The organism is Acinetobacter sp. AYS6 (genome assembly GCF_025630795.1).
In the GTDB taxonomy this organism is placed as follows: domain Bacteria; phylum Pseudomonadota; class Gammaproteobacteria; order Pseudomonadales; family Moraxellaceae; genus Acinetobacter.
Genome location: NZ_JAOTNV010000005.1, coordinates 315,428 through 340,769, shown reverse-complemented (window position 1 = coordinate 340,769; position 25,342 = coordinate 315,428). Strand labels below are relative to the sequence as shown.

Sequence of the window (25,342 nt, the reverse complement as noted above, 5' to 3'; positions counted from 1 at the left end):
TCTATTTGTATGATTCGCAAACATTAAAATTTTAATTATAGAGTTCATATGAAATTTAATTCAAAAAGAATAAGTGGTTTTTTAATTTTTACATCTACTATTATTTTAACTGCTTGTGGTGGTGAAGGCTCAGATCAAAATACCCATGAACAAGCTGAAAATAATTTAGAAAAAGAAGACAAAATTTACCAAGTTTATTATCAACCTTCTGATATTTCTTCAGGTATCTATAGTGATTTTTTTGAAATTACTCAATATCCAATTAAGAATAATGAAATATTTTTTGCAAAGTCCCATAACCAGCCGTTAGAAACTGAGGTCTTAACTGAAAATAAAGTTTTAAATAAAGGGGCGTTACAAACCAATATTGTGAAAAGGTTAACATCTAGCAGTTGGACTTATGAATTAACACCTGATTTGAAAAAGAATTTAAAGTTTGAAATTGTGAAGTTGGATGGTGAAAATATCTTTGACCGTGTATTGCCGGGCTATAAAGAAAATAAAAATCTAGAAACAAGTCTTCATAATCAACTTGATAAAAATTTAATTGAATTTTATCAAAACTATAAGAACGTTAGATTTCCAAAAAATAGTTATTGTTATCGTTTAAAAGAGACTCAATGGAATCAATCTTATATTTCAGATATATCTGGTTTTGATTCAAATCCATCGTTTAGTGAGAAAAAGCAGAAAATTATCGAAAGATATAATAACTTAGGTCTAGATAAAAAGTATTTTAGGCTTCTAAATTCTCAGTGGTATGGTTATAACTTAACTGTTTTAGAAAACGTAGAAACTGGTGATATTCAAAGCGCATTGGGAAATAATAATAACCAGTCTGCTTTTTTTATTAATTTTATATCAAGTAGTCGGTGGGATGCTGATAGAGATTTAGCTTATGAGAAATCTCATCTGTATTCTATAGAAGATAATCCGCTTAATAATGTGCATTCATTAATTGCTTTCAGACAAAAGTTAAAAATCGCAAATCTTGAAAAAGGTTGTTTTGCTTTTAATACTCAAGCAGCTCAAGCTATTCAAAGATTAAATCTAGTTAACTGGCAACAAGGTGATAGTTCAGATATTGGCCCATTCTTTGGTCGAAGAACTTTTGCTTATGGTGTAAGTGAAGCAGAATAAAGTATTGAATATTCTTATGAATTCATAAAATCTTCTTTTTGACTTTAGAGTTTATTCAGAAAGATTTATGCAAATTGTCAGGTGCATGGCAGAAAGTATCATGCTACACTAAGAGAAATCGGGTGTGTTCCCGATTTTTTTATGTGGGGTCGTTCCACGTTGATCAGATTTTAGGCTTGAAATATGACCATTTCAGAGACATGGTTGCTGCCTGACGGGGTAGCAGATGTATTGCCGGAACAGGCACAAGTCATTGAAAAACTTCGCCGTGAAGCTTTAGATTTCCTCGCGGTGCGAGGTTATCAATTGGTATATACACCATTTATCGAATACATCGAATCGTTGTCTTCATTATCAGAATCAAATCAAGACTTGGATTTAGTAACTTTTAAGGTTATTGATCAGCTCTCAGGCCGTTTACTCGGTGTTCGTGCTGATATGACACCACAAGTTGCACGTATCGATGCACATGTAAGACCAGTTGAAGGCGTTGCACGTTACTGTTATTCAGGGACTGTATTACATACTAAACCACAAAATTTCAATGCCACACGTGCGCCTTTGCAATTAGGTGCAGAGTTATATGGCCACGACAGTATCGAAGCTGATGTCGAAATGGTCGATGTGATGCTGGGGTTGATTGAGAACATCTATACATTACAAGGCGCGCATTTAGATTTGGGCCATGTAGGGTTGTTCCGTAGTCTAGTAAAGTATGCTGGACTGTCAAAAAATGAAGAACATGAGCTGTCTGATCTTTATCAAAGAAAAGCGTTACCAGAGTTAGCAGAATTTACTCAAACCCTAAATATGGGTTCTGATTTCTATGCGCTTGGCCGTTATTCTAGTGATCTAGAAGCTTTACAGAAAAACTTAAGTGACAATATCTTGCAAGATGCGGAATTTAAGTCAGCATTAGATGCACTTAAGACAACGCTTGAGCAGATTAAAGGTCGTTGGCCAAATCTCAATATCGGTATCGATGTTGTGGAGCTACGTAGTTATCACTATCACACTGGTTTAATGTATGCAGTATATGCGCCGAACCGTGCTGCGCCGTTAGCGCAGGGTGGCCGTTACGATGGTATCGGTGAGCATTTTGGTCGCGCACGTCCTGCTACTGGCTTTAGTTGTGATTTATATGCCTTAGGCGCAAATCAGTTCGCAGAAATTGAAACTGTTGTTGCTCCAAAAGGTACAGAACAAGATTTACTCAAAGCAATTTCTAATGCACGTACTCAAGGTTTACGTGTCGTTCAATTGTTAGGTAATGATGATTTAACTTCTATTCCATATGCGACTCATCAACTCGTGTCGCAAAATGGTCAATGGAATATTGAAAAGATTTAATTGCCAACGGTAAGTTTTTACTGGTGGTTTCCAATTTTAACAGCATGATGTAATGAGGCTATTATGGGCAAAAATGTTGTGGTACTTGGTACCCAATGGGGCGACGAAGGTAAAGGTAAGATCGTCGACCTGCTCACAGATCAGGCGGCTGCGGTAGTACGTTATCAAGGCGGACATAACGCAGGTCATACTCTTGTCGTAGGTGGTAAAAAAACTGTATTGCACCTCATTCCATCAGGCATTTTACGTGAAAACGTATTGTGCTTAATTGGTAATGGCGTGGTACTTTCACCAGCCGCGTTAATTGAAGAAATGGGAATTTTGGAAGCAGAAGGAGTTCCTGTTAAAGAACGCCTACGTATTTCTCCAAACTGTCCACTCATTTTGCCTAACCACATTGCACTTGATCAGGCACGTGAAAAGAAACGTGGTAATGCTAAAATCGGTACTACAGGTCGTGGTATTGGTCCTGCTTACGAAGATAAAGTAGCTCGCCGTGCAGTGCGTGTTGCTGACCTTGTTCGTGGTGGTGCAGCATTAGAAGAAAAACTGTCTGAGATGCTTGAGTTACATAACTTCCAGTTGACTCAGTTCTACGGTGTAGAAGCTGTTAAATTTGAAGATGTATTGGCTCTTTGCAACCAATGGCGTGAAGTTCTTGCCCCATTAGTAGTTGATGTTACTAAAGTGTTGCATGACTATCGCAAAGAAGGTAAGGCTGTCATGTTTGAAGGAGCTCAAGGCTCACTTCTAGATATTGACCACGGTACTTATCCATATGTTACAAGTTCGAATACGACTGCTGGTGGCGTAAGCTCTGGTTCAGGTATGGGACCGTTACATCTTGATTATGTATTAGGTATTACTAAAGCTTATACAACACGTGTAGGTGCTGGCCCGTTCCCAACTGAATTGGTTTACGATGCAGCAGCTGATGCTGGTGACCCAGTGGGTAAACACCTTGGTACAGTAGGTCATGAGTTTGGTGCTTCTACTGGTCGTCAACGTCGTTGCGGTTGGTTTGATGCTGAAATCCTTCGCCGTTCTGTAGATGTAAACTCACTTTCAGGTATTTGCTTAACTAAACTTGACGTTTTAGATGGTTTAGAAGAAGTGAAAATCTGTGTGGGCTATGAAAATACAGATTCAGGCTGTGTAGGTTCTTCTGATGCGGTTTCTTTTGAATGCTTGAAACCAATTTATGAAACTATGCCTGGTTGGAGCGAGTCGACTGTTGGTTTAACCAGTATTGACCAATTACCAGCAAATGCTTTGGCATATGTGAAGCGTATTGAACAGTTAATCGAATGTCCGATTGATATCGTTTCAACTGGTCCAGACCGCGCAGAAACAATTGTTTTACGTCATCCATTCTCTGCTTAATTCGCAAAGATTAAAAAGGCCTCCTGAAAGGGGGCTTTTTTTATACCCGACTAAAGTGCAGTTTTCGTTTTATTCGATTCAGATTAAAACGTTATATATAGATAAGGAATGATAGGCTCAGGATGAAGCTGCAACCAACTATTTCAAAAACAATTTTTTATTCTTTTTTATTTGCTATTGGTGGTTCTCCAACATTAGCGATGTTGGTCATTTATGGTCAAACATACCATGAAGACTTCTTCATGACTGCTTTTATGAGCTTGTCAGTATTGTTCGCATGTGTGTTAATTCCTGTCGTATTCATACAAAATAGTTATTTACTCTGGAAAAGAGAAAATCCTAATCTTGAAGAAAAAGTTAAGACCTTAAGTCATATCTATCTTGGCTTAAATGTAATATGTTTGATTTTCTGGATTTATTTGATGACTTTATCGACTTGATCGTTACATAAATACTATGATCATGAAGAAATGAGACATTCAAAGTGTGAGTGGTATTTCTTATAATAAGTGCAAAAGAATAAACAGCTTTTTCTCGATTTAGGTGATCCATGTTATGAATAAAAAACTCTTTTTAAGCTTGTGTGCAGCAAGTGTGATGACCATTTCTGGCTGTGCAACAGTAGCGGACATGGCGGGTGCAGATACTGCAACCTTAAATGCTCAATCTGCTCAAGGTTTTAATAAGATGGTGCAGGAAGCACGTGGCAAAGGAACTTTGGATACAAGTTCAAGTACCTATAGCCGTATTAATGCTGTTTTTAATCGTTTAAAACCTTATGCGAACCAGATGAACCAAACTGGTCAGCCGTTTAGCTGGCAGTTAGCGGTGTTGAAATCAGATACAATTAACGCTTACGTTGCACCTGGTGGCAAGGTAGTGTTCTATACAGGTATTGTGAATAAACTGAACCTGACAGATGCTGAAATTGCAGCGGTTATGGGCCATGAAATGACTCACGCCTTGGAAGAGCACGCAAAAAGTAAAATTGGTGCTCAAGCTTTAACTGATTTAGCATTAAATATTGGCTTAAGTCAGATTAATGGTGGTAATGTGGGTCAACTAGGGTCGGCTGCGGCTCAGTTAGGTTCACAAGTGGGTGTGGGCTTACCATATTCGCGTAGCTTGGAAAGTCGTGCGGACCAAGGCGGCTTAATGCTAATGGCGCGTGCAGGTTATAATCCAAATGCAGCGATTACACTTTGGGAAAAAATGAATAAACTTGAAGGTGGCGGTGGTTCATCATTCTTATCTACTCACCCATCTAACTCTCAGCGTATTGGCGATATGCGTAAAAACTTGCCTGCAGCAATGGCAGTTTATAATAGCCGTAGATAAGTTATAAAATTCTTTATAGATTAAAAAAACGGATGCTAAAGCATCCGTTTTTTATTTAAGGTGCAGGGTTGGGTTGTTGGGTATGAATGGCTTCGATACCTTTTAGAACTTCACTAGGTAACTCAATTTCAAATGCCTGAATATTTTCTTTAAGTTGATCTAAATTCGTGGCGCCAATAATTGTGCTGGTCACAAAGAATTGTTGTTTGATAAATGCTAATGCCATTTGGGTTAAGCTTAGCCCATGCTTCTCTGCTAGCTGTGCATATTGCTCAGTTGCCCATTCGCTTTGAGGGTTGCTGTAGCGGCTAAAACGTGGAAATAATGTGACACGGGCATTAGCGGGACGAGCGCCATTTCTAAATTTGCCAGAGAGATAGCCAAAAGCAAGAGGAGAGTAAGCGAGTAAGCCAACATCTTCATATTTAGCAATTTCAGACATACCTATTTCATAAGTACGGTTGAGTAGGCTATATGGATTTTGAACACTTACAAATTTACTTACACCTAACTTTTCAGCTAAATGTAAAAATTTCATGGTTCCCCATGGTGTTTCATTTGATAAACCAATATAGCGAATACGCCCACGATTAATCTCTTCTTGTAAAGCAAGTAATGTTTCTTCTAGAGGTGTGGTGTCGTAATCATTTTGAGCTTGCGCATTGCCATAAGCTAGCGTACCAAAAAAGTTGGTATGACGCTCAGGCCAATGCAGTTGGTAAAGGTCGATATAGTCGGTTTGGAGACGTTTCAGTGAGCCATCTAGGGCTTTAGCAATATGATCGCTGTTGAAGCGCGTATGGCCTTCTCTGATATGTGTTCCGCCAAAGCCGGGTCCGGCAATTTTAGAGGCGAGGAAGACTTTATCACGTTGACCATTTTGGGCAAACCAATTGCCAATGATGGTTTCTGTTGCACCATAAGTTTCAGGTTTTGGCGGAACCGAATACATCTCTGCCGTATCCCAAAAATATAAACCGTGTGACAAAGCATAATTGAGTTGTTCAAATGCTTCTTGCTGGGAGTTTTGCTCACCAAATGTCATGGTGCCTAAACAAATTTCTGGAAGTTTAAGGCCTGTGCGACTAAGTGGGTTAAATTGCATACAGCGGAATCCTTGGAAATTTTGAGTTAGCCTAACGGAGAATATGTATTCAACTTAAATCATAAAATTAGAATAGTTTGTAAGTTTTGTGTATTAACTCATTGTTGCATATAAAAAAAGCAAACCGAAGTTTGCTTTTTATTAAAAACTTAATAAATATTATTCGTCATCATCATAGTCTTCATCAGAAACAGGTGCTTCTTCTAATGAAACATCAAAAATAAGAATAGCTTTACCATCTGTTTGGATCATGCCTTGATCTTCTAGGGTTTTAAGTACACGGCCAACCATCTCACGTGAACATCCCACAATACGGCCAATTTCTTGACGAGTAATACGAATTTGACGACCATTTGGCAAAATCATTGCTTCTGGCTGTGAAGATAAGTCGATTAAACAACGTGCAATACGCCCAGACACATCAATAAATGCAAGATCTGTCATTTTACGGGTTGTATTTTTTAAACGGCGGACAAGTTGTGCAAAAACAGCATAACTTAAGTCTGGATATTGTTTGCTAAGTTCGTGAAAGTTGTCATAAGAAATTTCTGCAATTTCACAGACATCACGAGTACGAACTTCAGCTGTACGTTGAGGGTTCGGTTCGAAAAGCCCCATTTCCCCAAAAAAGTCGCCCGGATTCAAATATGCGACAACGATTTCACGCTCATCATCTTCACGTAAAATAATTGAAACTGAGCCTTTTAAAATTAGATATAAAGATTTTGACTCTGTTCCGGCATCAACAATTGTGGTTCGTTTTGGATATCTGTTGATGTGAGCACGTTTTAACAATGCTTTAACGGATTCAGGTAGTTGCCCCGGAGATAAAGCATCTGTGCTGAGTTGTGAAAAATTTGAAGTCATGCTTAATATGTTCCGAATAGGGTAAACAATTCACACAAGCTCGAGATGAGCTATTACACAGAAGAGATGAAATTCCTTATCAACTCATTTTATGTTAGTGTACAAAACAAGGGTCTGTTGACATTTCACAGATGGTTGCGACATAAGACAATTCTTTTAGACGTTACCAAGCAAGAGCTATGAAATTTAGCCATTCTAAATAAATAGATCTTAACAACGGAACGTACAAAATAACATGGTCTTGCGCTATGTCTGCACTGCTTAAATTGCACCTCAGATTATGGCTGAAATTTCACAAACTATATAACAAAACTGGACAAAGGAATGCCATTGTCTGGGTTTTGCGTCTTATTTGGATTAATTTTTAGCTCTAACGCAATCCATAGATGAAATGTCAACAGACCCTACTTAAATTTATAATTTTTTTTAGGTAGTTGCAATGCAAACAAGTGTACATTGGCTAGAGAATGTTGCTTTTGAAGCGAAATCAGATAGTGGGCATAGTGTCATCATGGATGGCTCACCTGAGTATGGGGGTGAAAACCGTGGTCCACGTCCTATGGAATTACTATTAATGGGACTTGGTGGGTGTGCTTCGTTTGATATTGTGACCATTTTAAAGAAATCTCGCCAAGATGTGACGAATGTTGTATGTAATTTAAAAGCTGAGCGCGCTGACGCAATTCCAGCTGTTTTTACTAAAATCCACTTACACTTTGTGGTAACAGGTAAAGCTGTGAAAGAAAAACAGGTCGCAAAAGCGGTTGAATTGTCTGCTGAGAAATATTGTTCAGCAAGTAAAATGCTTTCCGATGGTGGTGTTGAAATTACCCATGACTTCGAAATTATCGAAGCGGAATAAGGCAATTTTGATAGATAGAAAATAAAGAAGCTGACATGAGAGTTGGCTTTTTTATTGTCAAAAATAACTAAAAAATAAGAGGAGCGGTGAAAGTGAATATTCGTGTTGCTAAATCGGAAGATACTCAAACCATCTGCGATTTGCTTAAACAGATGGGCTACCCACAGCCACTCGCTCTTATCCAAGAAAAATTTGAAATATTACATAGCGACCCTAGAGCGCAGATTCTGATTGCTGAAGAAGAGAGTAAAATTTGTGGTTTTTTATCGCTTTATTTTATTCCACAAATTGCCTTACAAGGCGATTTTGCCAAAATATGCTATCTGTGCGTTGATGAGAATATGCGTAGCAAAGGAGTAGGGCGTTTGCTTGTGCATGAAGCAGAAAGGTTAGCAAGGCAACGTGGTTGTGACAGAATGGAACTTCATTCTGGAATGCAAAGACCTTTGGCACATCAATTTTACCTCAGAGAAGGCTATGTCGATGCACCAAAGTATTTTCGTAAGGCTTTAAATTAACGAGCTGTATTTAGGAAAAGCTGAGGATCTACCCGAGCATTATTCAGGCTCATGCCCCAATGTAGGTGAGGGCCTGTCACACGTCCAGTTTTGCCTACTAAGCCTAAAGTTTCACCTTGGCGAATATGTTGACCTTTCTCTACTTTAATTGCGCTTAAATGGCAGAACATGCTGATTAAGCCTTGCCCATGATCAATCAATACAGTTTGACCATTAAAAAAATAAGATCCAGTTTGGATTACAATACCATCTGCTGGTGCAACGACTTTTTGTCCTACGGGTGCAGGGATATCTAAACCTGAGTGAGGTGCACGTTCTTCACCATTAAAGAAGCGTTTTCGACCAAAAGAATTGGTAAATTTGCCTGATGTAGGACGTATAAATGCTGGCAGGGTTTGCCATGAACTCTGTGTAAATGAGCTATATACATCATTTTGTTCTTTAGCTTCTTGGGCGTAGCGGTCTAGTTGACTCTGATTGGGATTCACATAATCTTGATTAGTAACTTTTATTCGTTGTTCAGCATAAGGATAGGACTTAACTTCTATTTGAATAGGGGTTTTGTTCGTATCAAGTTGTACAGTCCCAAGCGGGGTAGATAATGGAATACCCACAACAGCATAACGCTGCTGGCCTTCCTGACTAATTAAAACTGGCTTTTGCTGGAAAGTGACCTGAGTAATATCGCTAGTTAAGGGTATAACTGCGATCCCACCGGGTCTTCGGGAGTCTTGTGGAAGCTGAGCGATTGCCAGTGCCGAAGTAAAAAGACAAGTTGTTGTTAATAGAATATGTTTAAAGTGCATTTTTCATTTCAAAACGAGTAGTAAACTAACAAGATAAACTAAAGCTTAAACAATAAATTCTCAATGAAGAGTTTGTGAAAAGACTAATACGAATAAGCAGAAGCTAAATATTCAAGTATTTTAATAAAATGTAGCTGAACTGTACTTGAAATATATACAAAACAATCCCATATTATAATGGAGTTTTACTCATTGTTGTTTTGTTAACATTATGAAAAATATATAAAAATTTATTTGAAATCCGAAGAAGTGTTCCCATCTATTACACAAGTACAAATTTGTTGTGAGGAATAACAAGAATGCGTTTTGAAAAATTTACAAACCGCTTGCAGCAAGCCCTTTCAGATGCTCAATCTTTAGCGATGGGTAAAGACCATACCTCAATCGCAGGTATTCATATTTTGTCTACCCTATTAGAAGAGCCATCAAATATTAGTTTGTTGCAACAAGCAGGTGCACGGTTACCTGAGCTTAAACAAAAGCTTGAGCAAGCTATAAAAGATGCTCCAACCATTACGAATCCGACTGGGGATGTCAATTTAAACCCTGAAGCTGTTAAAGCGCTTAATTTAGCCGATAGATATGCGCAAAAAGCGGGTGATGAATTTTTGTCAACTGACTGGGTCCTATTAGGGCTAGCAGAGACAGGCGAAACTAAAAATATTTTAAGTGCCGTAGGTGTAACACCTGACAGCTTACGCAAAGTAATTGAACATATTCGAGGTAGTGACAAAGTCATGAGTAATAATCACGAAGATCAACGTGACTCACTTAATAAATATACGATAGATTTAACTGAACGTGCCTTATCTGGAAAACTTGATCCGGTGATTGGACGTGATGACGAAATCCGCCGTACTATTCAGGTCTTGTCACGTCGTACAAAAAACAACCCTGTACTCATTGGCGAACCAGGGGTAGGTAAAACCGCTATTGTTGAAGGTTTGGCACAGCGTATTGTAAATGGTGAAGTACCAGAAGGTTTAAAAAGCAAACGTGTTTTATCGTTAGATTTAGGTTCATTACTTGCTGGTGCTAAATATCGTGGTGAGTTTGAAGAACGTCTAAAAGCTGTTTTAAAAGATTTGGCAAAACATGAAGGCGAAATCATCCTGTTTATTGACGAGCTACATACGCTTGTAGGTGCAGGTAAAGGTGATGGCGCAATGGATGCAGGTAATATGTTAAAACCTGCATTGGCACGCGGTGAGTTACGCTGTGTGGGTGCGACAACTTTAGATGAATATCGCCAATATATTGAAAAAGATGCTGCATTAGAACGTCGTTTCCAAAAAGTGTTGGTTGATGAGCCAAGCGTTGAAGATACCATTGCGATTTTACGTGGTCTAAAAGAGAAATATGCTACTCACCATGGTGTGCAAATTTTAGACTCAGCGATTATTGCAGCGGCTAAAATGTCTCATCGTTACATCACTGATCGTCAATTACCAGACAAAGCAATTGATTTGATTGATGAGGCAGCTTCTCGTATTAAGATGGAAATTGACTCTAAACCAGAAGCGCTTGATAAGCTTGATCGCCGTTTAATTCAGTTGAAGATGCAATTGGAAGCTGTAAAAAAAGATGAAGATGTCGGCAGTAAAGCTGAAGTCACTCATCTTGAAAAACAGATTGCTGAAGTCGAGAAAGAATACAACGATCTTGAAGAAATCTGGAAATCTGAAAAGACTCTTGTCGAAGGTACTAAACAGGCTCAGGTTGAACTTGATAAAGCGCGTATTGCTTTTGAGAAGGCTCAGCGTGAGGGTGATTTGGCTGAAGCAGCACGTTTACAATATGGTGTAATTCCAGAGCTTCAAAAACAACTTGAGCAAGATGAAGTTGCTGAAGAGAACGAAGAGCCAAAACTTATTCGTACTAAAGTGACTGAAAATGAAATTGCTGAAGTCGTTAGTGCCGCAACAGGAATTCCGGTTGCGAAAATGCTGCAAGGCGAGCGTGAAAAACTACTCAATATGGAAGGTTTTTTACATGACCGCGTGGTAGGGCAAGATGAAGCTGTGGTTGCCGTTTCGAATGCCGTTCGTCGTTCGCGTGCAGGCTTGTCCGATCCGAATCGTCCAAGTGGTTCATTCTTGTTCTTAGGGCCAACAGGTGTTGGTAAAACTGAGTTAACAAAAGCGCTAGCGAACTTTTTGTTTGACAGTGATGATGCCATGATTCGTATCGATATGAGTGAGTTCATGGAGAAACATTCGGTGAGCCGTTTGGTTGGTGCGCCTCCGGGTTATGTTGGTTATGAAGAAGGTGGTGTTTTAACCGAAGCTGTTCGCCGTAAACCATATAGTGTAGTGCTATTTGATGAGGTTGAAAAAGCGCATCCAGATGTATTCAATATCTTGCTACAAGTGTTGGATGATGGACGTTTAACAGACTCACAAGGTCGAGTAGTAGACTTTAAAAACACTGTGATTGTGATGACTTCGAACTTGGGTTCACAAGATGTACGTGAGCTAGGTGAGGGTGCAACTGACGATGAAGTACGTGCTATTGTAATGAGTGCGGTAAGTCAGCATTTCCGTCCGGAATTTATTAACCGGATTGATGAGCTTGTGATTTTCCATTCACTCAAAAAAGCACAAATTCGAGGCATTGCCGATATTCAGTTGGATCGATTACGTTCACGACTTGTTGATCGTGATATGAGCTTGAATGTAGATGATACAGCCTTTGATTTATTGATTGATGCTGGTTTCGACCCTGTATATGGCGCGCGCCCGTTAAAACGTGCGATTCAACAACAGATTGAAAACACATTAGCTCAAAAAATCTTATCGGGTGATTTTGTCGCAGGCGATACCATTTTAGTTAAAGGCGAAAATGGGCATTTAGTCTTCGATAAAATGAAACTTATCTAAGCTTTTTCTGCTAAAACCGAAAAGAGAATATGGAAACATATTCTCTTTTTTTATGATAAGGATGTTTGTGTTGTTGTGAGTAAAGCGACTAAGGCATCTGAAACTTTCTGAGTTAATGTTTTTAATTTTTGTTCGGAGTGGCCAGATAAAAAATAATGGTAATGATAAATACGTTCTTGATAAGCAATACAAATAAAAAAAGTACCTACAGGCTTTTCTGTGGTTTCACTTCCTCCAGATTTTAATAGACCCGTACAACTTACAATAAGATCTGCTTGTTGAAATAACGTTTGGCCCAGCCTGCACATTTGTTCTGTGACTTGTGGCGATTCGGCCGTGTAGGTCTCTATTAACTTTGGATCGATATTTAAAATACTAACTTTAATGCTGGGGTCGTAACTCACTAAACCCCCAAGTAAAATGTCTGCACCACTATTTTTATGAATAGAAAATTGACTCGTTAAATAACCAGAACTGGCACTTTCAATAAATGCAATTTTGAGTTGACGATCTTCTAATAGTTGGCAGCAGTGCTGAAGCATTATTTCACCTCGAATGGTGTTTATTTATAAATAAAATCAATTCACAGATAAATTACAAAATCACAGTAAGTGATTTAAAGGTGTCATTCAAGTGTGTGATAAAAATCTATAAAACTACTTGAATATTCACAAAATGCCTGTGAAAAAAGTCAGGTTTAAAAATGATCAATGTTAACTGTCGGGAAGTTTATTTATAACATTGCGACATGCTTAAAAAATTGTTAATTTTGTTCGATATAACAAACAATAACAATTTTAGGATGAAGGAAATGAACAATAAACAAGGGTGTATGCTGGCAATTTTGAGCGGCGTGTCTATATTATTATCAAATACATGGGCAGTACAACCAATGTCGGAAAGTGCGCTTGCAACTCAAACCGGAGCGATAACGACATCTTTACCCGTCATTATTGCCAAAGCTCAGGATGATGCTAAAAAACCTGCGATAGAACAACAACAAGTACGTCAGGCGTTAGGAGATAACTATTTACAGCAGGTTCGATGGGATGCGCTTAGAACTAGCGTGCTTTCTCCTTATCAAGAACAAAAACAAAATCATGTCATTGATAGTAAAGAAAAGAAGAAGTTAGAAATGATTGCACTACCTGAAAGAGCAGATCGATTTACACGTTATGATTTTGAGTCAAAAAATGTTCATGGTGAGGTTATTATTACCGTGAAGTAATAATAACCTCTAAGCTCATTAATATTGATCTAGAGCAGGGTGCTGAATTTTCCACGCACGGTGGATTTTTTGATTACGTTTAAAATCAAGGCCAATTGTTTCAGAAGTGATTTCTTCAACCTGAAAAATAGCTTCGATTTCTTCGTCCATTTCAAAACCGCGATAGTTATTCGAGAAATAGAGCGTACCCTCACTGTGCAAACGGTTCATTGCACGCTTAATCAGTGAGATGTGGTCACGTTGTACATCGAATGTACCATAGAATTTTTTCGAGTTTGAGAATGTTGGCGGGTCAATAAAAATAAGATCGTATTGTTCATGACCTTCTTTTAACCACTCAAAACAGTCGCTAGCAAAGAACATGTGTTGTTCATCTGCATGATCTACGGTTAAACCATTTAGAACAAAGTTTTCTTTTGACCAGTTTAGGTAAGTGTTAGATAAATCCACACTTGTTGTACTTGCGGCACCCCCAAGCGCAGCATGTAAGCTTGCAGTAGACGTGTAACTATATAAGTTCAAGAAGTGTTTACCACGTGCTTCTTGAGCAATACGTAAACGCATTTGTCGGTGGTCAAGGAATAAACCTGTGTCTAGGTAATCAGTTAGGTTAACTAGAATTTTGGCTTTACCTTCTTGAACGATAAAACGTTTTGATGCTGTACTTTGCTTCGTATATTGAGTTGTACCAGTTTGGCGTGCACGTGTCTTAATAAAGATGGCATCACGGTTTAAACCAGTAACAGCACGAATTGCAGCAAGCGCTAAATTAAAACGTTTTTTAGCTTTTTCTGGATCAATTGTTTTTGGTGGTGCGTATTCCTGAACATGTAAACGGTCACCATATAAGTCAACAGCGACATTAAAGTCAGGTAAGTCTGCATCATACAAACGTAAGCAATAAACATTTTCTTTCGTTGCCCATTTTTTCAAGGCAGTCATATTTTTTTGCAAACGATTAGCGAAGTCTTGGGCTTCTTCCATTTCAATAGGTTGAGCTTGCCAAGTTGCTAAAAATGGTTGAGTTACTTTTTCAGGTTTGATTACACCGAAACGAATATAAATTGGTAATTTACCATTCATTAAGCGTAAGGTTTCAGGTGCTTCAAAGGCTAAAACATCAGATTGTTCAATTTGAGCTGCAATAACTGCTGCATATTGATTTGGAAAATGTTTTTGTAAAAGCGCTGATAAACCTAAGTATAGAGAACGGTTTGAAGCTTTTTCACCTAAACGTTCACCATAAGGCGGGTTGGTCACAATAAATGCAGTTTTGCCTTCAGCAGCAAAATCTGGCCAATCCGCTAAAGTACGCTCTTCGATTTGAATCTGACCTAACAAATTTTCAAAGCCTGCCGCAATAATATTTTCACGGGTTGCTTTAATCGCTTCCCAGTCTGCATCGTAGGCATAAAATTTAGGTAAAGGTAATTGAAGTGCCTTTTCGTGGCGTTCTGCTGCTTCTGCTTTAAGTGAAAGCCAAAGGTCGCGGTCATGACCATGCCAGCCATTAAACCCAAAACGGCGAACAAGCCCTGGTGCGCGGTCAGTTAAAATCATTAATGCTTCAATGATAAATGTGCCCGAACCACACATTGGGTCAAGTACAATCTCTGGATTACGCTGTTTGAGCTGAGCTTTTTGTAAAATTGCTGCAGCTAGGTTTTCTTTAATTGGTGCATCTGTCATGTAACGGCGGTAACCACGTTTATGTAGCGAATCACCTGATAAATCTAGACAGTAGGTATGTTCAGTTTTACCTGCTAAAGCGTAGATCGTAATTTCTGGTTGTTTGGTGTCAATGCTAGGACGGCGACCTACAGCTTCCATAAAAGAATCAACAACGCCATCTTTTACGCGTAGTGTAGCAAATTGCGAATTGACCATGATTTCACGTTCAGCATGCAAGCGGATTGCGAAAGTACTTTGTGGTGCAAAAACAAGTGACCAGTCAAAGCTCATTGCACCTTCGTAGAGTTCTTCTGCGACATCACGTGCATCATGCGTAAAATCAAGTTCATAAGTATGAATAGGAAGTAAAACACGAGAAGCGAGACGCGACCACATACAAATGCGGTAAGCTTGTTCAAGCGTCCCTTCAATGATTAAACGTCCTGCTTTACGTTCTGTCACTTTGGTGCCAAGTTGTTCTATTTCTTCTTGTAAGAGGGGTTCTAAACCATCAGCACAAGTAATCCAATAGTGGTTTAAACGTAAAGAGGTATTCATAAACTCGATTGACCAAAACATATAAATATTAACGATGCAAAGTTTAACGTATTTTGATGTCTAAAGGTTTTTAAATTATTGCAACCTATCATTTAGCAACCAATAAACTGATTTTTAAAGAGTAATACCTTGTAATTGGTATGTATTTTGCTAGACCAAGATTATTGATGGTTATTTATTTAACAGACAAAGTCGATTTTTAACCATTTTTATAATTTTAATGGATGGGGACGTTATAAATGAAAGACATGATGGGGAATGGTTTTATTGCTAATGCGGATGCTTTCTCAGTGGCCACACAAATATATGTACGTATGCGTAGAGTGACAGGGCGGGTAATAGATGCAATGTATGTAATTCAAAATAAAGATTATGCAAAATATGTAATTACGGTGGCGTTAGAAACAGAGGATGACGAATTAAAACGATGTGTTGAGCGATTAAGATCGTTAGTTGACACACTGCCGGAACCCCCTCAAAAAGAAACGCTCGCTATGGCTAAGGTCGATGAAGAGCCAGAAATAACAGCCGAAGACATTTATCGAGCACAAGTTCCACATCATTATATTGGTGCTTTAAGGTAATCTCGAATAAGACCTTAAATTTTGGTCAATTTAGGGTCTTATTCTGTAAAGTTCTTCTGCGAAAAGAGCGGAATTCAGCTACACTATGCACGTTTTCGCGATTCGACCCATAGGAATCCATTATGCATATTGCAGCGTTGCATCAGCCGAGTCAGGTTCAGCTCAATCAAGACGGAAATTTAAAACATTTTTTAACAATTGAGGGACTTTCAAAAGAAAACCTCACTAAGATTTTAGATACCGCACAAAGCTTTTTAGATGATAATAATAATTTAATTAACCGTCCGCTCTTAGAGGGATTGACGGTTATGAATCTTTTCTTTGAAAACTCCACCCGTACTCGTACTACTTTTGAAGCAGCAGCAAAACGCTTGTCTGCTAATGTATTGAATATTGATATTGCACGTTCAAGTACTTCAAAAGGTGAAACGCTACGAGATACGCTCTGGAACCTTGAAGCAATGGCTGCCGATATTTTTGTTGTACGCCATTCATCTTCGGGCGCTGCGCATTTCATTGCTAAAGATGTATGTCCAAAAGTCGCAATTATTAATGCTGGAGATGGCCGTCATGCCCATCCAACGCAAGCGATGCTTGATATGCTGACCATTCGCCGTGAAACAAAGAAACCGTTTGAAGAGTTGAGTGTTGCCATTATTGGAGACATCAAACACTCTCGCGTAGCACGTTCGGATGTAGCAGCATTACAAACTCTAGGTTGTAAAGATATTCGCGTGATTGCACCGAATACATTATTGCCAGTGGGTTTTTCGGAATATGGCGAGCATGTCCGGTTGTTTAATAACATGGATGCAGGGATCGCAGATTGTGATGTGATTATTGCTCTACGTATTCAAAATGAGCGTATTGACTCTCCGGCATTATCTTCACAGTCTGAATTTTATAGAATGTATGGCTTAAACAAAGAACGTCTTGGTTTAGCTAAACCAGACTGTATTGTAATGCACCCGGGGCCAATGAATCGTGGTGTAGAAATTGATTCAAGTGTTGCTGATGGAGACCAGTCGGTTATTTTGAAACAAGTCACCAACGGTATTGCTGTTCGTATGGCTGTATTGGCTTTATCAATGCAAGGCCAACTCCAAGAGCAAGGTTTAATTGAAGCGATTACGTTGTAAGGAATGGATCACATGAGTATCGTAAAAATTGAAAATGTACGTGTGTTAGACCCAATCCAGAAAATAGACAACGTACAAACTGTATATATTGAAAATGGCAAGTTTGTTGCTCCGGTAGAGCAAGTTGAGCAAACCATCGATGGTCAAGGTAAATGGTTAATGCCAACCATGGTTGATTTGTGTGCACGTTTACGTGAACCTGGTCAACAACAACACGGTACACTTAAATCTGAAGGAAAGGCAGCACGTGCTAATGGTATTTTGCACGTGATTACTCCACCAGATTCAAAGCCGATTGTGCAAGACAACGGTGCGCTTATTCATGGCTTGATTGAAAAGGCATGGCTTGATGGCGGCATTCATATGCATATTATTGGTGCTCAAACCCAAGGCTTAAATGGTAAACAACCTGCAAATATGGCCGGTCTTAAAAAGGGTGGTTGTACTGCTGTTTCAAATGCCAACGCTGCTTTTGAAAATGATGATGTGGTTATTCGTACTTTGGAATATGCAGCTGGTCTTGGCTTAACGGTTGTGTTCTATGCCGAAGAACCACAAATTGCTAAAGATGGATGTACACACGAAGGCTTTATTGCTTCTCGCCAAGGACTGCCGATGATTCCGGCGCTTGCTGAAACTGTAGCGATTGCAAAATATTTGCTGATGATTGAAGCAACTGGCGTAAAAGCTCACTTCGGTTTGTTGTCTTGTGGTGCATCGGTTGAATTAATCCGTGCAGCAAAAGCAAAAGGCTTACCTGTGACTGCTGATGTTGCAATGCACCAATTACATTTAACCGAACACTTAACAGACGGTTTCAACTCACTGGCACACGTTCGCCCACCATTGCGTTCTGAGCAAGATAAAGAACTTTTACGTCAAGGGTTAAAAGAAGGCGTAATTGATGCAATTTGTACGCACCATGAGCCTTTAAGCAGTTCGGCAAAAATGGCGCCATTTGCAGAAACTCAGCCGGGTATTACCGCTTTTGATACCTATGTATCTTTAGGTATTCAACTCATTAATGAAGGTTTATTCGAACCTCTAGAATGGGTTGCTAAAGTATCTAGCGTACCAGCGCAGGTTGCCAACATGACCACGCGTTGGGAAGATGAAGCCGGATGGGTGTTGGTAGATCCGACTTTAAGCTGGACAGTAAGCAAAGACACCATTTTATCGCAAGGGAAAAATACCCCATTGTTGGGACAAACCTTGACGGGCAAAGTACTTCAAACTTTTGCTAACTGATAAAGTACTTATTTAAAGTAAATTTAAAATATGAACAGGTAGATCAATGAGGTCTACCTGTTTTGTAAATAATAGATGGTAATTTGTATATAAATTATTTAAAAAACAACAAAAGATTGAGCACAGATTAGAATAAAAAACTATCAGCAAAGAGAAGTATTTGAATAATCAAAAGTTGCTGGTTACGACTTATAAGATTCGGGAGAATAATCAATGTCGATAAACCCTATAGAACTGCTTAAAGAAAAAGTATCATCAACATTATTAAATAACCAGGACGGATACCTCGGCGAAAAATCGAATGCTTTATCTAAGTTTTATCCAATTTTACTTTCATTATTAGCTGCTAAACCTGATCTTATTGGACAATTGAAAAACAGTTTGGCTCCCTCGTTATCAGATCTTTTTTCTCATAATGACCAAATCAAGAATACTGTGCTTACTCATTTAAGTGGTACAGCACCAAATAATGAAATCGAAAGTACACTCAATAGCGCAATTAAACCTAGCCTTAATGCAATTTCAGATGTGGCCGGAAATGATCAACAAAGTATTGTAAATTATTTACGTCAGCATGCAGATACCATTCGTTCATATTTACCCGCATGGGCAGTGGGTCTATTAGCTCCTCTGGGACTGGGTGCAGGCTTGTCTTCTGTCACACCATCAACGGCACCTCCGCTTGCAGCTACAACTGAAAATACCGGTAAGTCGCGTGGGTTCTTACCTATTATTGCCCTCATTATTCTGGGTCTTATCATTGCTTGGTTGTGGCGTTCTTGCCAGCATAAAGAAGCTGTACCAGCACCAGAACCGACGGCTGCAAGTGGTGTTGAAGCTGCTGCTGCACCCGCAAGTTTAACGTTAAGTACAGATGATAAAGGAACAGTAAGTCAGTGTCAGGCTGGGATTGGCGATCAAGGCTTCTTGGCAACGCTACAAACGGACGTTAAAAAGGTTTTCTCGACAACTCAAGATTGTAATGTAGATACAAGCCAAACTTATGCGGCTTCATTTACAGATAAAGATGCACTTGCTGGTGTGTTAGGTGCATTAAAAGGTGTGCCAAATGCATCTTTAGAATGGGTAGGCGACAAAATCACTTTGAAAGCGGGTGATGCGGCAGCATTAGAAGCTTTAACTGCAAAAGTAAAAGCATTGGTGCCACATACTGAGGTTGTCGGTGCTGCACCAGCAACAGCTGAGCAGTCTGTAAGCAATAGCTTAACTGCTTCGCAAACTGCTCTAGGCTCAATTGATCCGAACAATGTCGATGTAGATGCTTTGGTGAAAGCGCTTAACTTGCAAATTATTAATTTTGCGAGTGGTTCAAGTGATATACCTGCGGATAACAAAGCCATTCTTGATCAAGCTGCAACACTTTTAAATAAAGTAACTAGTGTCAAATTAAATGTAGGCGGCCATACCGATTCAACAGGTAATGCTGCTGCAAATAAAGCTTTATCTCAACGCCGTGCTCAAGCAGTGGTAGATTATTTGACATCTAAAGGTGTAGACGCATCTAAATTAGTGGCACAAGGTCATGGTTCTGATCAGCCAGTTGCAGAAAACACGACAGAAGAAGGCCGCTTTAAAAACCGTCGTATCGAGTTTTCAGTAGCTCAATAATCAACTGATTTATGAAAAATTAGTTATTTTAATTTGAAAAAAGCTTCTCATTTTGAGAAGCTTTTTTGTTGAGACAAATAATGTTGGATTGATATGAAAATCAGTTTGGTTGGAAGTGGGCGAGTTGCCTTTCATTTAGCAAAGGCTTTATTGGGACAAGGTCATAACATCGTACAAGTCTATGCGCGTGATTTTGATAAAACCCAAAAATTTGCAGAGAAAATTCAAGCAAAAGCATGCCAGTCTCTTCGAGAATTCCAATCAACCGATCTCATCATTCTTGCGGTTTCAGATAGTGCAATTGCAAAGCTTGTAAAACAAGTTCATGAATTCTTTCCTGACACACTTATTGTCCATACTTCGGGTAGTACTGATATTGAAGTCATCAGTCATGTACATGAAAAAGCAGGGGTGTTTTATCCATTACAAACATTTAGCTTAGAAAGAGATGTTGATTGGTCTGCAACGCCGTTATTTGTCGAAGCAATAACAAATGTCGATCAGAAACTACTTTCAGATTTAGCAAATAGCCTAAGTAACCGAGTATATCAATACACCTCCAAACAACGTTTAACTTTACACTTAGCGGCTGTATTCGCTTGTAATTTTAGTAATTATTGTTTTGATATGGCAAAGCAGGTTGTAGATAAAGAGCAGGTGGACTTTGGCTTGCTCTATCCTTTAATTTTGGAAACAGCTAAAAAAGCCACTGAAAATGATCCGAAACAAATGCAAACTGGCCCTGCGGTAAGGGGAGATCAGAATATCTTGGCAATGCATCAAGACTTATTGGCTCAAGCAAATCAAGATGATTTAAAACAGGTTTATCAACTTTTAAGTGATGGCATCGTAAAACGTCATCACTCGGACTAAAAGTGATTTAAAATTAAGGTTCGCCGTTATTTCCCCATTTTAAGAAACCCGCACGTTGATTTAAACGTTCAAAATATTGGTCGACATTCTTAAGCGTTGGATGGTCAAAAGGTATTGCCTTCCAGCGCTGTACAGACAAGCCAATTGGAATGTCTGCTAGGGTAAACTCAGTACCTGCAACATAGGCCTGAGTTTTTGCGAGTTGTTGATCAAGAATCTGCATATGATGATTCCAGTCATCAATACCTTGTTGCAATAAGTTTGGATCTTGATGATCTGGTGAGTGTCTCAAGAGAGACATAATCGTATAAGTCCAACTGTTATTCAGCTCTATTGCTTGCCAATCAATCCACTGGTCGACAAAGAATCTTTCTTTCGCTTGAGTAGGGTAAAGCTGATGCTTTTTATCATAAGCATTTGCTAGATAACGGATAATACTGTTGGACTGCCAAAGGACTAAATCGCCATCTAAAACTACAGGAATTTGTCCATTTGGGTTTAATTGTAAATATTCAGGTGATTGAGCAGAGCGAAAGCCTCGTCCCCAATCTTCTCTTTCATATTCAATATTTAGTTCTTCACACAACCATAAGACTTTGCGAACATTAATGGAGTTATCGCGCCCTAAAATTTTTAACATGTGTTGTCCTTAGCAATTTTTAGTATGGCAAGTACCAGTTTCTATAAATAGCTAGATTTGGCTCGATTGGCAATCAATAGTTAAAAAAATATATCTAGTAGTAAGTTATATCCTTAATAAAATTTAATTGATAAGAATATATTTGAATTTTTAAGTAGAGTTATTTGATAGTATAGGAGTAATACTTTTTAACAAGAATTAAAAAGATAAAATATTAAAGATAAGTGAAGAAATAGGTTGGTCTATTTTTTAATATATAACGTAATTAATGAAAGGTTATTAATGGAAGAGAAAGTTATTGAACTAATTCAGAATAATATCCTAATGAGATATTCCTCTCGATTAAGTGAGCAAGCAAAATGGTTGGCAGAACTGATTGTAGATATGAGTCGGAAGGGTGTATCTATTGAAGATGGTGTAAAAATACAGTTTGGTTGGTCTTTTTTGATATTTCGAACTTTTGATGATAATCAGTTAATATTGTGTGAACCAGATTTTTCACGTAATCCATTTAGTGAAGAAAAAAATAGTATTGATTTTACACTTGCAGTTCAGGCACAACAAAATAGTTTTGCAAAGCGTTGCGGGGTAGATCCTATAGCTACGTTATTTCAGGATAAAATTATTTTAGTAAAAGGATGTTTGGATAAAGAAAAACTATTTATGGAGCGTATAGAACCAGATTTAGAGAAAGGTGATTCTGGATGGTTCATTAATACACTTGAAGATGATAGCGAAAACATTGAATATGAAGCAATATATGCTTTTCAACTACTTTACTTAAGACCTGAAATCATGTCTGTACTCATATTACCACCAGAATTTATAGTTCTAGTGGATAAGAATACTATTGAAAAAGTAATAAATGAAAAAAATGAAGTTGTTTTATGAATTATAAGAGAATATTTACAGTGAAAAAAATTTATATAAGTAAACTGACGGTTGGGTAGAAAAAAGGAAACATAGAGAGCGAAAAGTGAATGATTTGAAATCTATTGCTAGAGAAATACATTACGCTATTAAAGGTAATGATATTGATTTAGCTATAAAGCTATTAACATTAATGAAAAACTAGGGATTCTTAGCTACAAGACCCCTCTTGGAACATGGTTGCATGATGCTTCTGCTCATGGTCGTCAAATTTTAGTAGAGTATTTGGTTAATAAAGGCATTGATATAAATGAAAGAAGAGGGATTTTAGGAGGAAATGCTTTAAATGAAGAAGTAAAAATCAGCATATAGATCTTATTAATTATTTATTAGACTTAAATGTTGAAATGATAATCGATGAGTACGAACATAATCTGCTCTTTACGGCAATGTATATGGGAAATTTAACTATAGTTAAGATTTTAATATTTCGGGGTATAGATTATAAAATTTCTTATACGAGTGATTATATGAATAATATGGATGCTGAAGCATTCGCCTTGGAACGTGGAGAAAAAGAAATAGCTAGTTATTTGAATTCTTTGAAGTAGCAAGATTAGATGCAATAAATTAAAAAGTATCTCATATTCAATAGCAATATATTTAAAGTATATATATCTTCAACTGAGCTTAAAGTGATAAAGTTAGACTTATTTATTATTTTTTGAAATAGATATCAGTAAAATTCATTAAAACCTATTTAATACTTTAGATTCAGTACTTGCAAGTGGAAGAACTTAAGTAGGAAATTTTCTTTAAAATAAAGCTAGTGGTTAAGATAGTAAGTAGTAATTATGAAGCAGTTACCCAATGAAATTCACAAAGAAATTACCTTTTTATGTAAACGAGGTGATGAGCTTGTTAAGCAAGGAAATGTTGAGGAAGCAAAGAAAAATTATATTGATTCTTTAAAATTACTTCCAAGCGATCATAGAGAGTGGGAAGCAGCAACGTGGATATATGTTGCAATGGGAGATATGTATTTTCACTTTAAAAATTATGAACAAGCATTTAAGTGCTTTTACAATGCAGTTCAGTGTCCACAAGGGCTGGGAAATCCTTATATTCATCTTCGTCTTGGACAGCTTTATTTTGAAGAAGGTAGCTTTGATGAATCAGCTGATGAATTAACACGAGCTTATATGGGAGGAGGGTTAGGTATACTTTTGGAAGATGATCCTAAGTATTTAGACTTTTTAGAAACAAAAATTGTTATATAATATAACTTTAAGGTCAAAAATGTATAGCGTTTGGAAAGCAGATTTTGAGAATGAAATTTATTATACGCGTGGAACCATTAGAGATATTAGTGTATTAAAGGAAATTAAACTTACAAAGGGTGAACCAATCTCTGATAAAAAAATCAAGATAGACATTGATTTAATCGAAGAATATGAACCAGCAGACTATTTTCATGTAGGTTCAATTTTTATAGTTTCTAGTAAGCTAAAAGATATTTTAGAAACAAAACAGGTAAGTGCAGAATACTTTCCAATAAAGCTATATAAACCAAATGGTATTCCTATACAAACTAAATACTTTTTTGTAAACTTATTGAAAAAAATTGATTGTATTAATAAAGAATATTCACGATATATAGAAGAAGAAGGCTATATTTATGAAATTTATAAACTTGTTGTTGATGTAGATAAGGCCAAAAAAGAAGTCTTATTTAGAATTGATAAAACATTTAATAACATAATCTTAGTACATGATTCATTAAGTGATTTAATAAAAAGTTTAGGTTGTACAGGAGTGAGATTTATTAAGATTGATGATTGGAAATGGTAGGATTGAAAAGTCTCTCAGTGTGAAATTGTGCAGTACTTATTATGCATATTTATAAAAATTATTGAGTAGTTAGCTTAGAATTAAGAGATAATTTAAATATCTTCTTATTAAGTAGAATTGATGTGATATTCGAGAATAATAGGCTAAATATGAATTTTTTAAAAAAATCTGAATTGCTCAATATTGTTGTGAATGAAATTATTTATTCAGCTCCAGTTAATTGGTCAAAGATTGTATATTATACAGAGCGTTTACGAGACGAAGAAATTGGATTAAGAAATAAAGACATTGCAAGGTGCTGGTTTGGTAATGAAAAGATACCTCATAATAATTCTAAGGGGCCGCCTTTAAGGTCTTCAGTAGAGTTATTTGATGCTTTAGATGAACTATTCATAGATTCTGAAAAAAATAAAGATATATGGACTGGTTTTAGTGTGGTTGTTAATAAGGATGGTAAATATATAACTCAATTCTACTATAAAGATACACCACTTCTAGATAATAAAACGGATGAATATAGAGCAAAATTAGATGCTTTATCTGAGCTGAATTAAATGTGATAATGGATTTTAATTATAGGTGTAAAGGTCGTATAACCTTTTAAGGTTGATTAAAGTAATTGGTTGGATTTTTCTGATGCTTTAGAGAATAGAATTAAGTTAGGCACCCTATTTTATCAATTATCTCTAACTAAGCTCTTAAAGAAATTATTTATACAAATTTTTATAAATAATTTTTAAGTAAATATCGATATCTTAAAAATATTTTCAGATTAATGCATAAGATAGGTTATTATGAGTGAA

The 25,342-nt window shown here is 37.4% G+C and carries 25 protein-coding genes and 1 pseudogene; 20 read left to right on the top strand and 6 right to left on the bottom strand.

Features of this window, described 5'->3' with window-relative positions; translation table 11 throughout:
• Positions 1 to 48 precede the first annotated feature (48 nt).
• From OD757_RS06410 to OD757_RS06390, 5 genes are all read left to right on the top strand, one after another.
• On the top strand, positions 49 to 1,140 hold the full coding sequence (locus OD757_RS06410; RefSeq protein ID WP_263031256.1) for a hypothetical protein: 1,092 nt from the start codon (positions 49 to 51) through the stop codon (positions 1,138 to 1,140).
• 183 nt (positions 1,141 to 1,323) lie between these two features.
• Entirely contained in the window at positions 1,324 to 2,490 is a 1,167-nt protein-coding gene (locus OD757_RS06405; RefSeq protein WP_263031255.1) for an ATP phosphoribosyltransferase regulatory subunit, read from the top strand.
• Between the two features lie 63 nt (positions 2,491 to 2,553).
• Positions 2,554 to 3,873, top strand: coding sequence for an adenylosuccinate synthase (locus OD757_RS06400; protein ID WP_003652692.1), 1,320 nt, complete (start codon positions 2,554 to 2,556; stop codon positions 3,871 to 3,873).
• Between the two features lie 122 nt (positions 3,874 to 3,995).
• A complete protein-coding gene (locus OD757_RS06395) occupies positions 3,996 to 4,313 on the top strand; it encodes a hypothetical protein (protein ID WP_263031254.1) in 318 nt (105 codons plus the stop codon).
• Positions 4,314 to 4,428: 115 nt separating this feature from the next.
• Positions 4,429 to 5,211, top strand: coding sequence for a M48 family metallopeptidase (locus OD757_RS06390; RefSeq protein ID WP_263031253.1), 783 nt, complete (start codon positions 4,429 to 4,431; stop codon positions 5,209 to 5,211).
• A gap of 55 nt (positions 5,212 to 5,266) precedes the next feature.
• Here the strand turns inward: OD757_RS06390 and OD757_RS06385 are convergent, their stop codons facing one another.
• Positions 5,267 to 6,316, bottom strand: a complete 1,050-nt coding sequence (locus OD757_RS06385) for an NADP(H)-dependent aldo-keto reductase (protein ID WP_263031252.1) — start codon at positions 6,314 to 6,316, stop codon at positions 5,267 to 5,269.
• A 159-nt stretch (positions 6,317 to 6,475) separates the two neighbouring features.
• A complete protein-coding gene (gene crp / locus OD757_RS06380; protein WP_009388407.1) occupies positions 6,476 to 7,183 on the bottom strand; it encodes a cAMP-activated global transcriptional regulator CRP in 708 nt (235 codons plus the stop codon).
• A gap of 241 nt (positions 7,184 to 7,424) precedes the next feature.
• On the opposite strand from crp, the pseudogene OD757_RS06375 reads away from it, so the two are divergent.
• The 3 genes and pseudogenes from OD757_RS06375 to OD757_RS06365 form a co-directional block, all read left to right on the top strand.
• Positions 7,425 to 7,487: pseudogene (locus tag OD757_RS06375) on the top strand (hypothetical protein); the annotation flags it as partial.
• A gap of 135 nt (positions 7,488 to 7,622) precedes the next feature.
• Positions 7,623 to 8,045, top strand: a complete 423-nt coding sequence (locus tag OD757_RS06370) for an OsmC family protein (RefSeq protein ID WP_004642007.1) — start codon at positions 7,623 to 7,625, stop codon at positions 8,043 to 8,045.
• A gap of 92 nt (positions 8,046 to 8,137) precedes the next feature.
• Positions 8,138 to 8,563 carry a GNAT family N-acetyltransferase gene (locus tag OD757_RS06365; RefSeq protein WP_263031251.1) on the top strand — a complete coding sequence of 142 codons (426 nt, stop codon included), beginning with the start codon at positions 8,138 to 8,140 and terminating at the stop codon, positions 8,561 to 8,563.
• Here OD757_RS06365 and OD757_RS06360 read toward each other — a convergent pair.
• Entirely contained in the window at positions 8,560 to 9,369 is an 810-nt protein-coding gene (locus tag OD757_RS06360; protein WP_009388438.1) for a M23 family metallopeptidase, read from the bottom strand. The genes OD757_RS06365 and OD757_RS06360 overlap by 4 nt on opposite strands.
• 299 nt (positions 9,370 to 9,668) lie before the next feature.
• Between OD757_RS06360 and clpB the strand changes: the two genes are divergently transcribed.
• Entirely contained in the window at positions 9,669 to 12,248 is a 2,580-nt protein-coding gene (clpB, locus tag OD757_RS06355) for an ATP-dependent chaperone ClpB (protein WP_263031250.1), read from the top strand.
• A 50-nt stretch (positions 12,249 to 12,298) separates the two neighbouring features.
• Here the strand turns inward: clpB and OD757_RS06350 are convergent, their stop codons facing one another.
• Positions 12,299 to 12,790: a CinA family protein gene (locus OD757_RS06350; protein WP_263031249.1), complete on the bottom strand. Its 492-nt coding sequence runs from the start codon at positions 12,788 to 12,790 to the stop codon at positions 12,299 to 12,301.
• A gap of 269 nt (positions 12,791 to 13,059) precedes the next feature.
• On the opposite strand from OD757_RS06350, the gene OD757_RS06345 reads away from it, so the two are divergent.
• A complete protein-coding gene (locus tag OD757_RS06345; RefSeq protein WP_034677679.1) occupies positions 13,060 to 13,476 on the top strand; it encodes a hypothetical protein in 417 nt (138 codons plus the stop codon).
• A gap of 18 nt (positions 13,477 to 13,494) precedes the next feature.
• On the opposite strand, the gene rlmKL is transcribed toward OD757_RS06345, so the two are convergent.
• On the bottom strand, positions 13,495 to 15,705 hold the full coding sequence (gene rlmKL / locus OD757_RS06340; RefSeq protein WP_263031248.1) for a bifunctional 23S rRNA (guanine(2069)-N(7))-methyltransferase RlmK/23S rRNA (guanine(2445)-N(2))-methyltransferase RlmL: 2,211 nt from the start codon (positions 15,703 to 15,705) through the stop codon (positions 13,495 to 13,497).
• 239 nt (positions 15,706 to 15,944) lie between these two features.
• Here rlmKL and OD757_RS06335 point away from each other — a divergent pair, with 239 nt between their 5' ends.
• From OD757_RS06335 to OD757_RS06315, 5 genes are all read left to right on the top strand, one after another.
• Positions 15,945 to 16,289 carry a hypothetical protein gene (locus tag OD757_RS06335; protein WP_263031247.1) on the top strand — a complete coding sequence of 115 codons (345 nt, stop codon included), beginning with the start codon at positions 15,945 to 15,947 and terminating at the stop codon, positions 16,287 to 16,289.
• A gap of 122 nt (positions 16,290 to 16,411) precedes the next feature.
• Positions 16,412 to 17,428 carry an aspartate carbamoyltransferase catalytic subunit gene (locus OD757_RS06330; protein ID WP_003652674.1) on the top strand — a complete coding sequence of 339 codons (1,017 nt, stop codon included), beginning with the start codon at positions 16,412 to 16,414 and terminating at the stop codon, positions 17,426 to 17,428.
• Positions 17,429 to 17,440: 12 nt separating this feature from the next.
• A complete protein-coding gene (locus OD757_RS06325) occupies positions 17,441 to 18,676 on the top strand; it encodes a dihydroorotase (RefSeq protein WP_263031246.1) in 1,236 nt (411 codons plus the stop codon).
• Between the two features lie 213 nt (positions 18,677 to 18,889).
• A complete protein-coding gene (locus tag OD757_RS06320; RefSeq protein ID WP_263031245.1) occupies positions 18,890 to 20,305 on the top strand; it encodes an OmpA family protein in 1,416 nt (471 codons plus the stop codon).
• A gap of 93 nt (positions 20,306 to 20,398) precedes the next feature.
• A complete protein-coding gene (locus tag OD757_RS06315; protein WP_263031244.1) occupies positions 20,399 to 21,178 on the top strand; it encodes a Rossmann-like and DUF2520 domain-containing protein in 780 nt (259 codons plus the stop codon).
• Positions 21,179 to 21,191: 13 nt separating this feature from the next.
• On the opposite strand, the gene OD757_RS06310 is transcribed toward OD757_RS06315, so the two are convergent.
• Positions 21,192 to 21,818 carry a glutathione S-transferase family protein gene (locus OD757_RS06310; RefSeq protein ID WP_263031243.1) on the bottom strand — a complete coding sequence of 209 codons (627 nt, stop codon included), beginning with the start codon at positions 21,816 to 21,818 and terminating at the stop codon, positions 21,192 to 21,194.
• Positions 21,819 to 22,100: 282 nt separating this feature from the next.
• Between OD757_RS06310 and OD757_RS06305 the strand changes: the two genes are divergently transcribed.
• The 5 genes from OD757_RS06305 to OD757_RS06285 all read left to right on the top strand — a co-directional run bounded on the left by OD757_RS06305 (position 22,101) and on the right by OD757_RS06285 (position 25,093).
• Positions 22,101 to 22,709: a hypothetical protein gene (locus tag OD757_RS06305; RefSeq protein WP_263031242.1), complete on the top strand. Its 609-nt coding sequence runs from the start codon at positions 22,101 to 22,103 to the stop codon at positions 22,707 to 22,709.
• A gap of 219 nt (positions 22,710 to 22,928) precedes the next feature.
• On the top strand, positions 22,929 to 23,060 hold the full coding sequence (locus OD757_RS06300; RefSeq protein WP_263031241.1) for a hypothetical protein: 132 nt from the start codon (positions 22,929 to 22,931) through the stop codon (positions 23,058 to 23,060).
• A 482-nt stretch (positions 23,061 to 23,542) separates the two neighbouring features.
• Positions 23,543 to 23,968: a tetratricopeptide repeat protein gene (locus OD757_RS06295; RefSeq protein WP_263031240.1), complete on the top strand. Its 426-nt coding sequence runs from the start codon at positions 23,543 to 23,545 to the stop codon at positions 23,966 to 23,968.
• Positions 23,969 to 23,987: 19 nt separating this feature from the next.
• On the top strand, positions 23,988 to 24,539 hold the full coding sequence (locus OD757_RS06290; protein WP_263031239.1) for an imm11 family protein: 552 nt from the start codon (positions 23,988 to 23,990) through the stop codon (positions 24,537 to 24,539).
• A 149-nt stretch (positions 24,540 to 24,688) separates the two neighbouring features.
• Positions 24,689 to 25,093: a hypothetical protein gene (locus OD757_RS06285; RefSeq protein WP_263031238.1), complete on the top strand. Its 405-nt coding sequence runs from the start codon at positions 24,689 to 24,691 to the stop codon at positions 25,091 to 25,093.
• Positions 25,094 to 25,342: the final 249 nt, after the last annotated feature.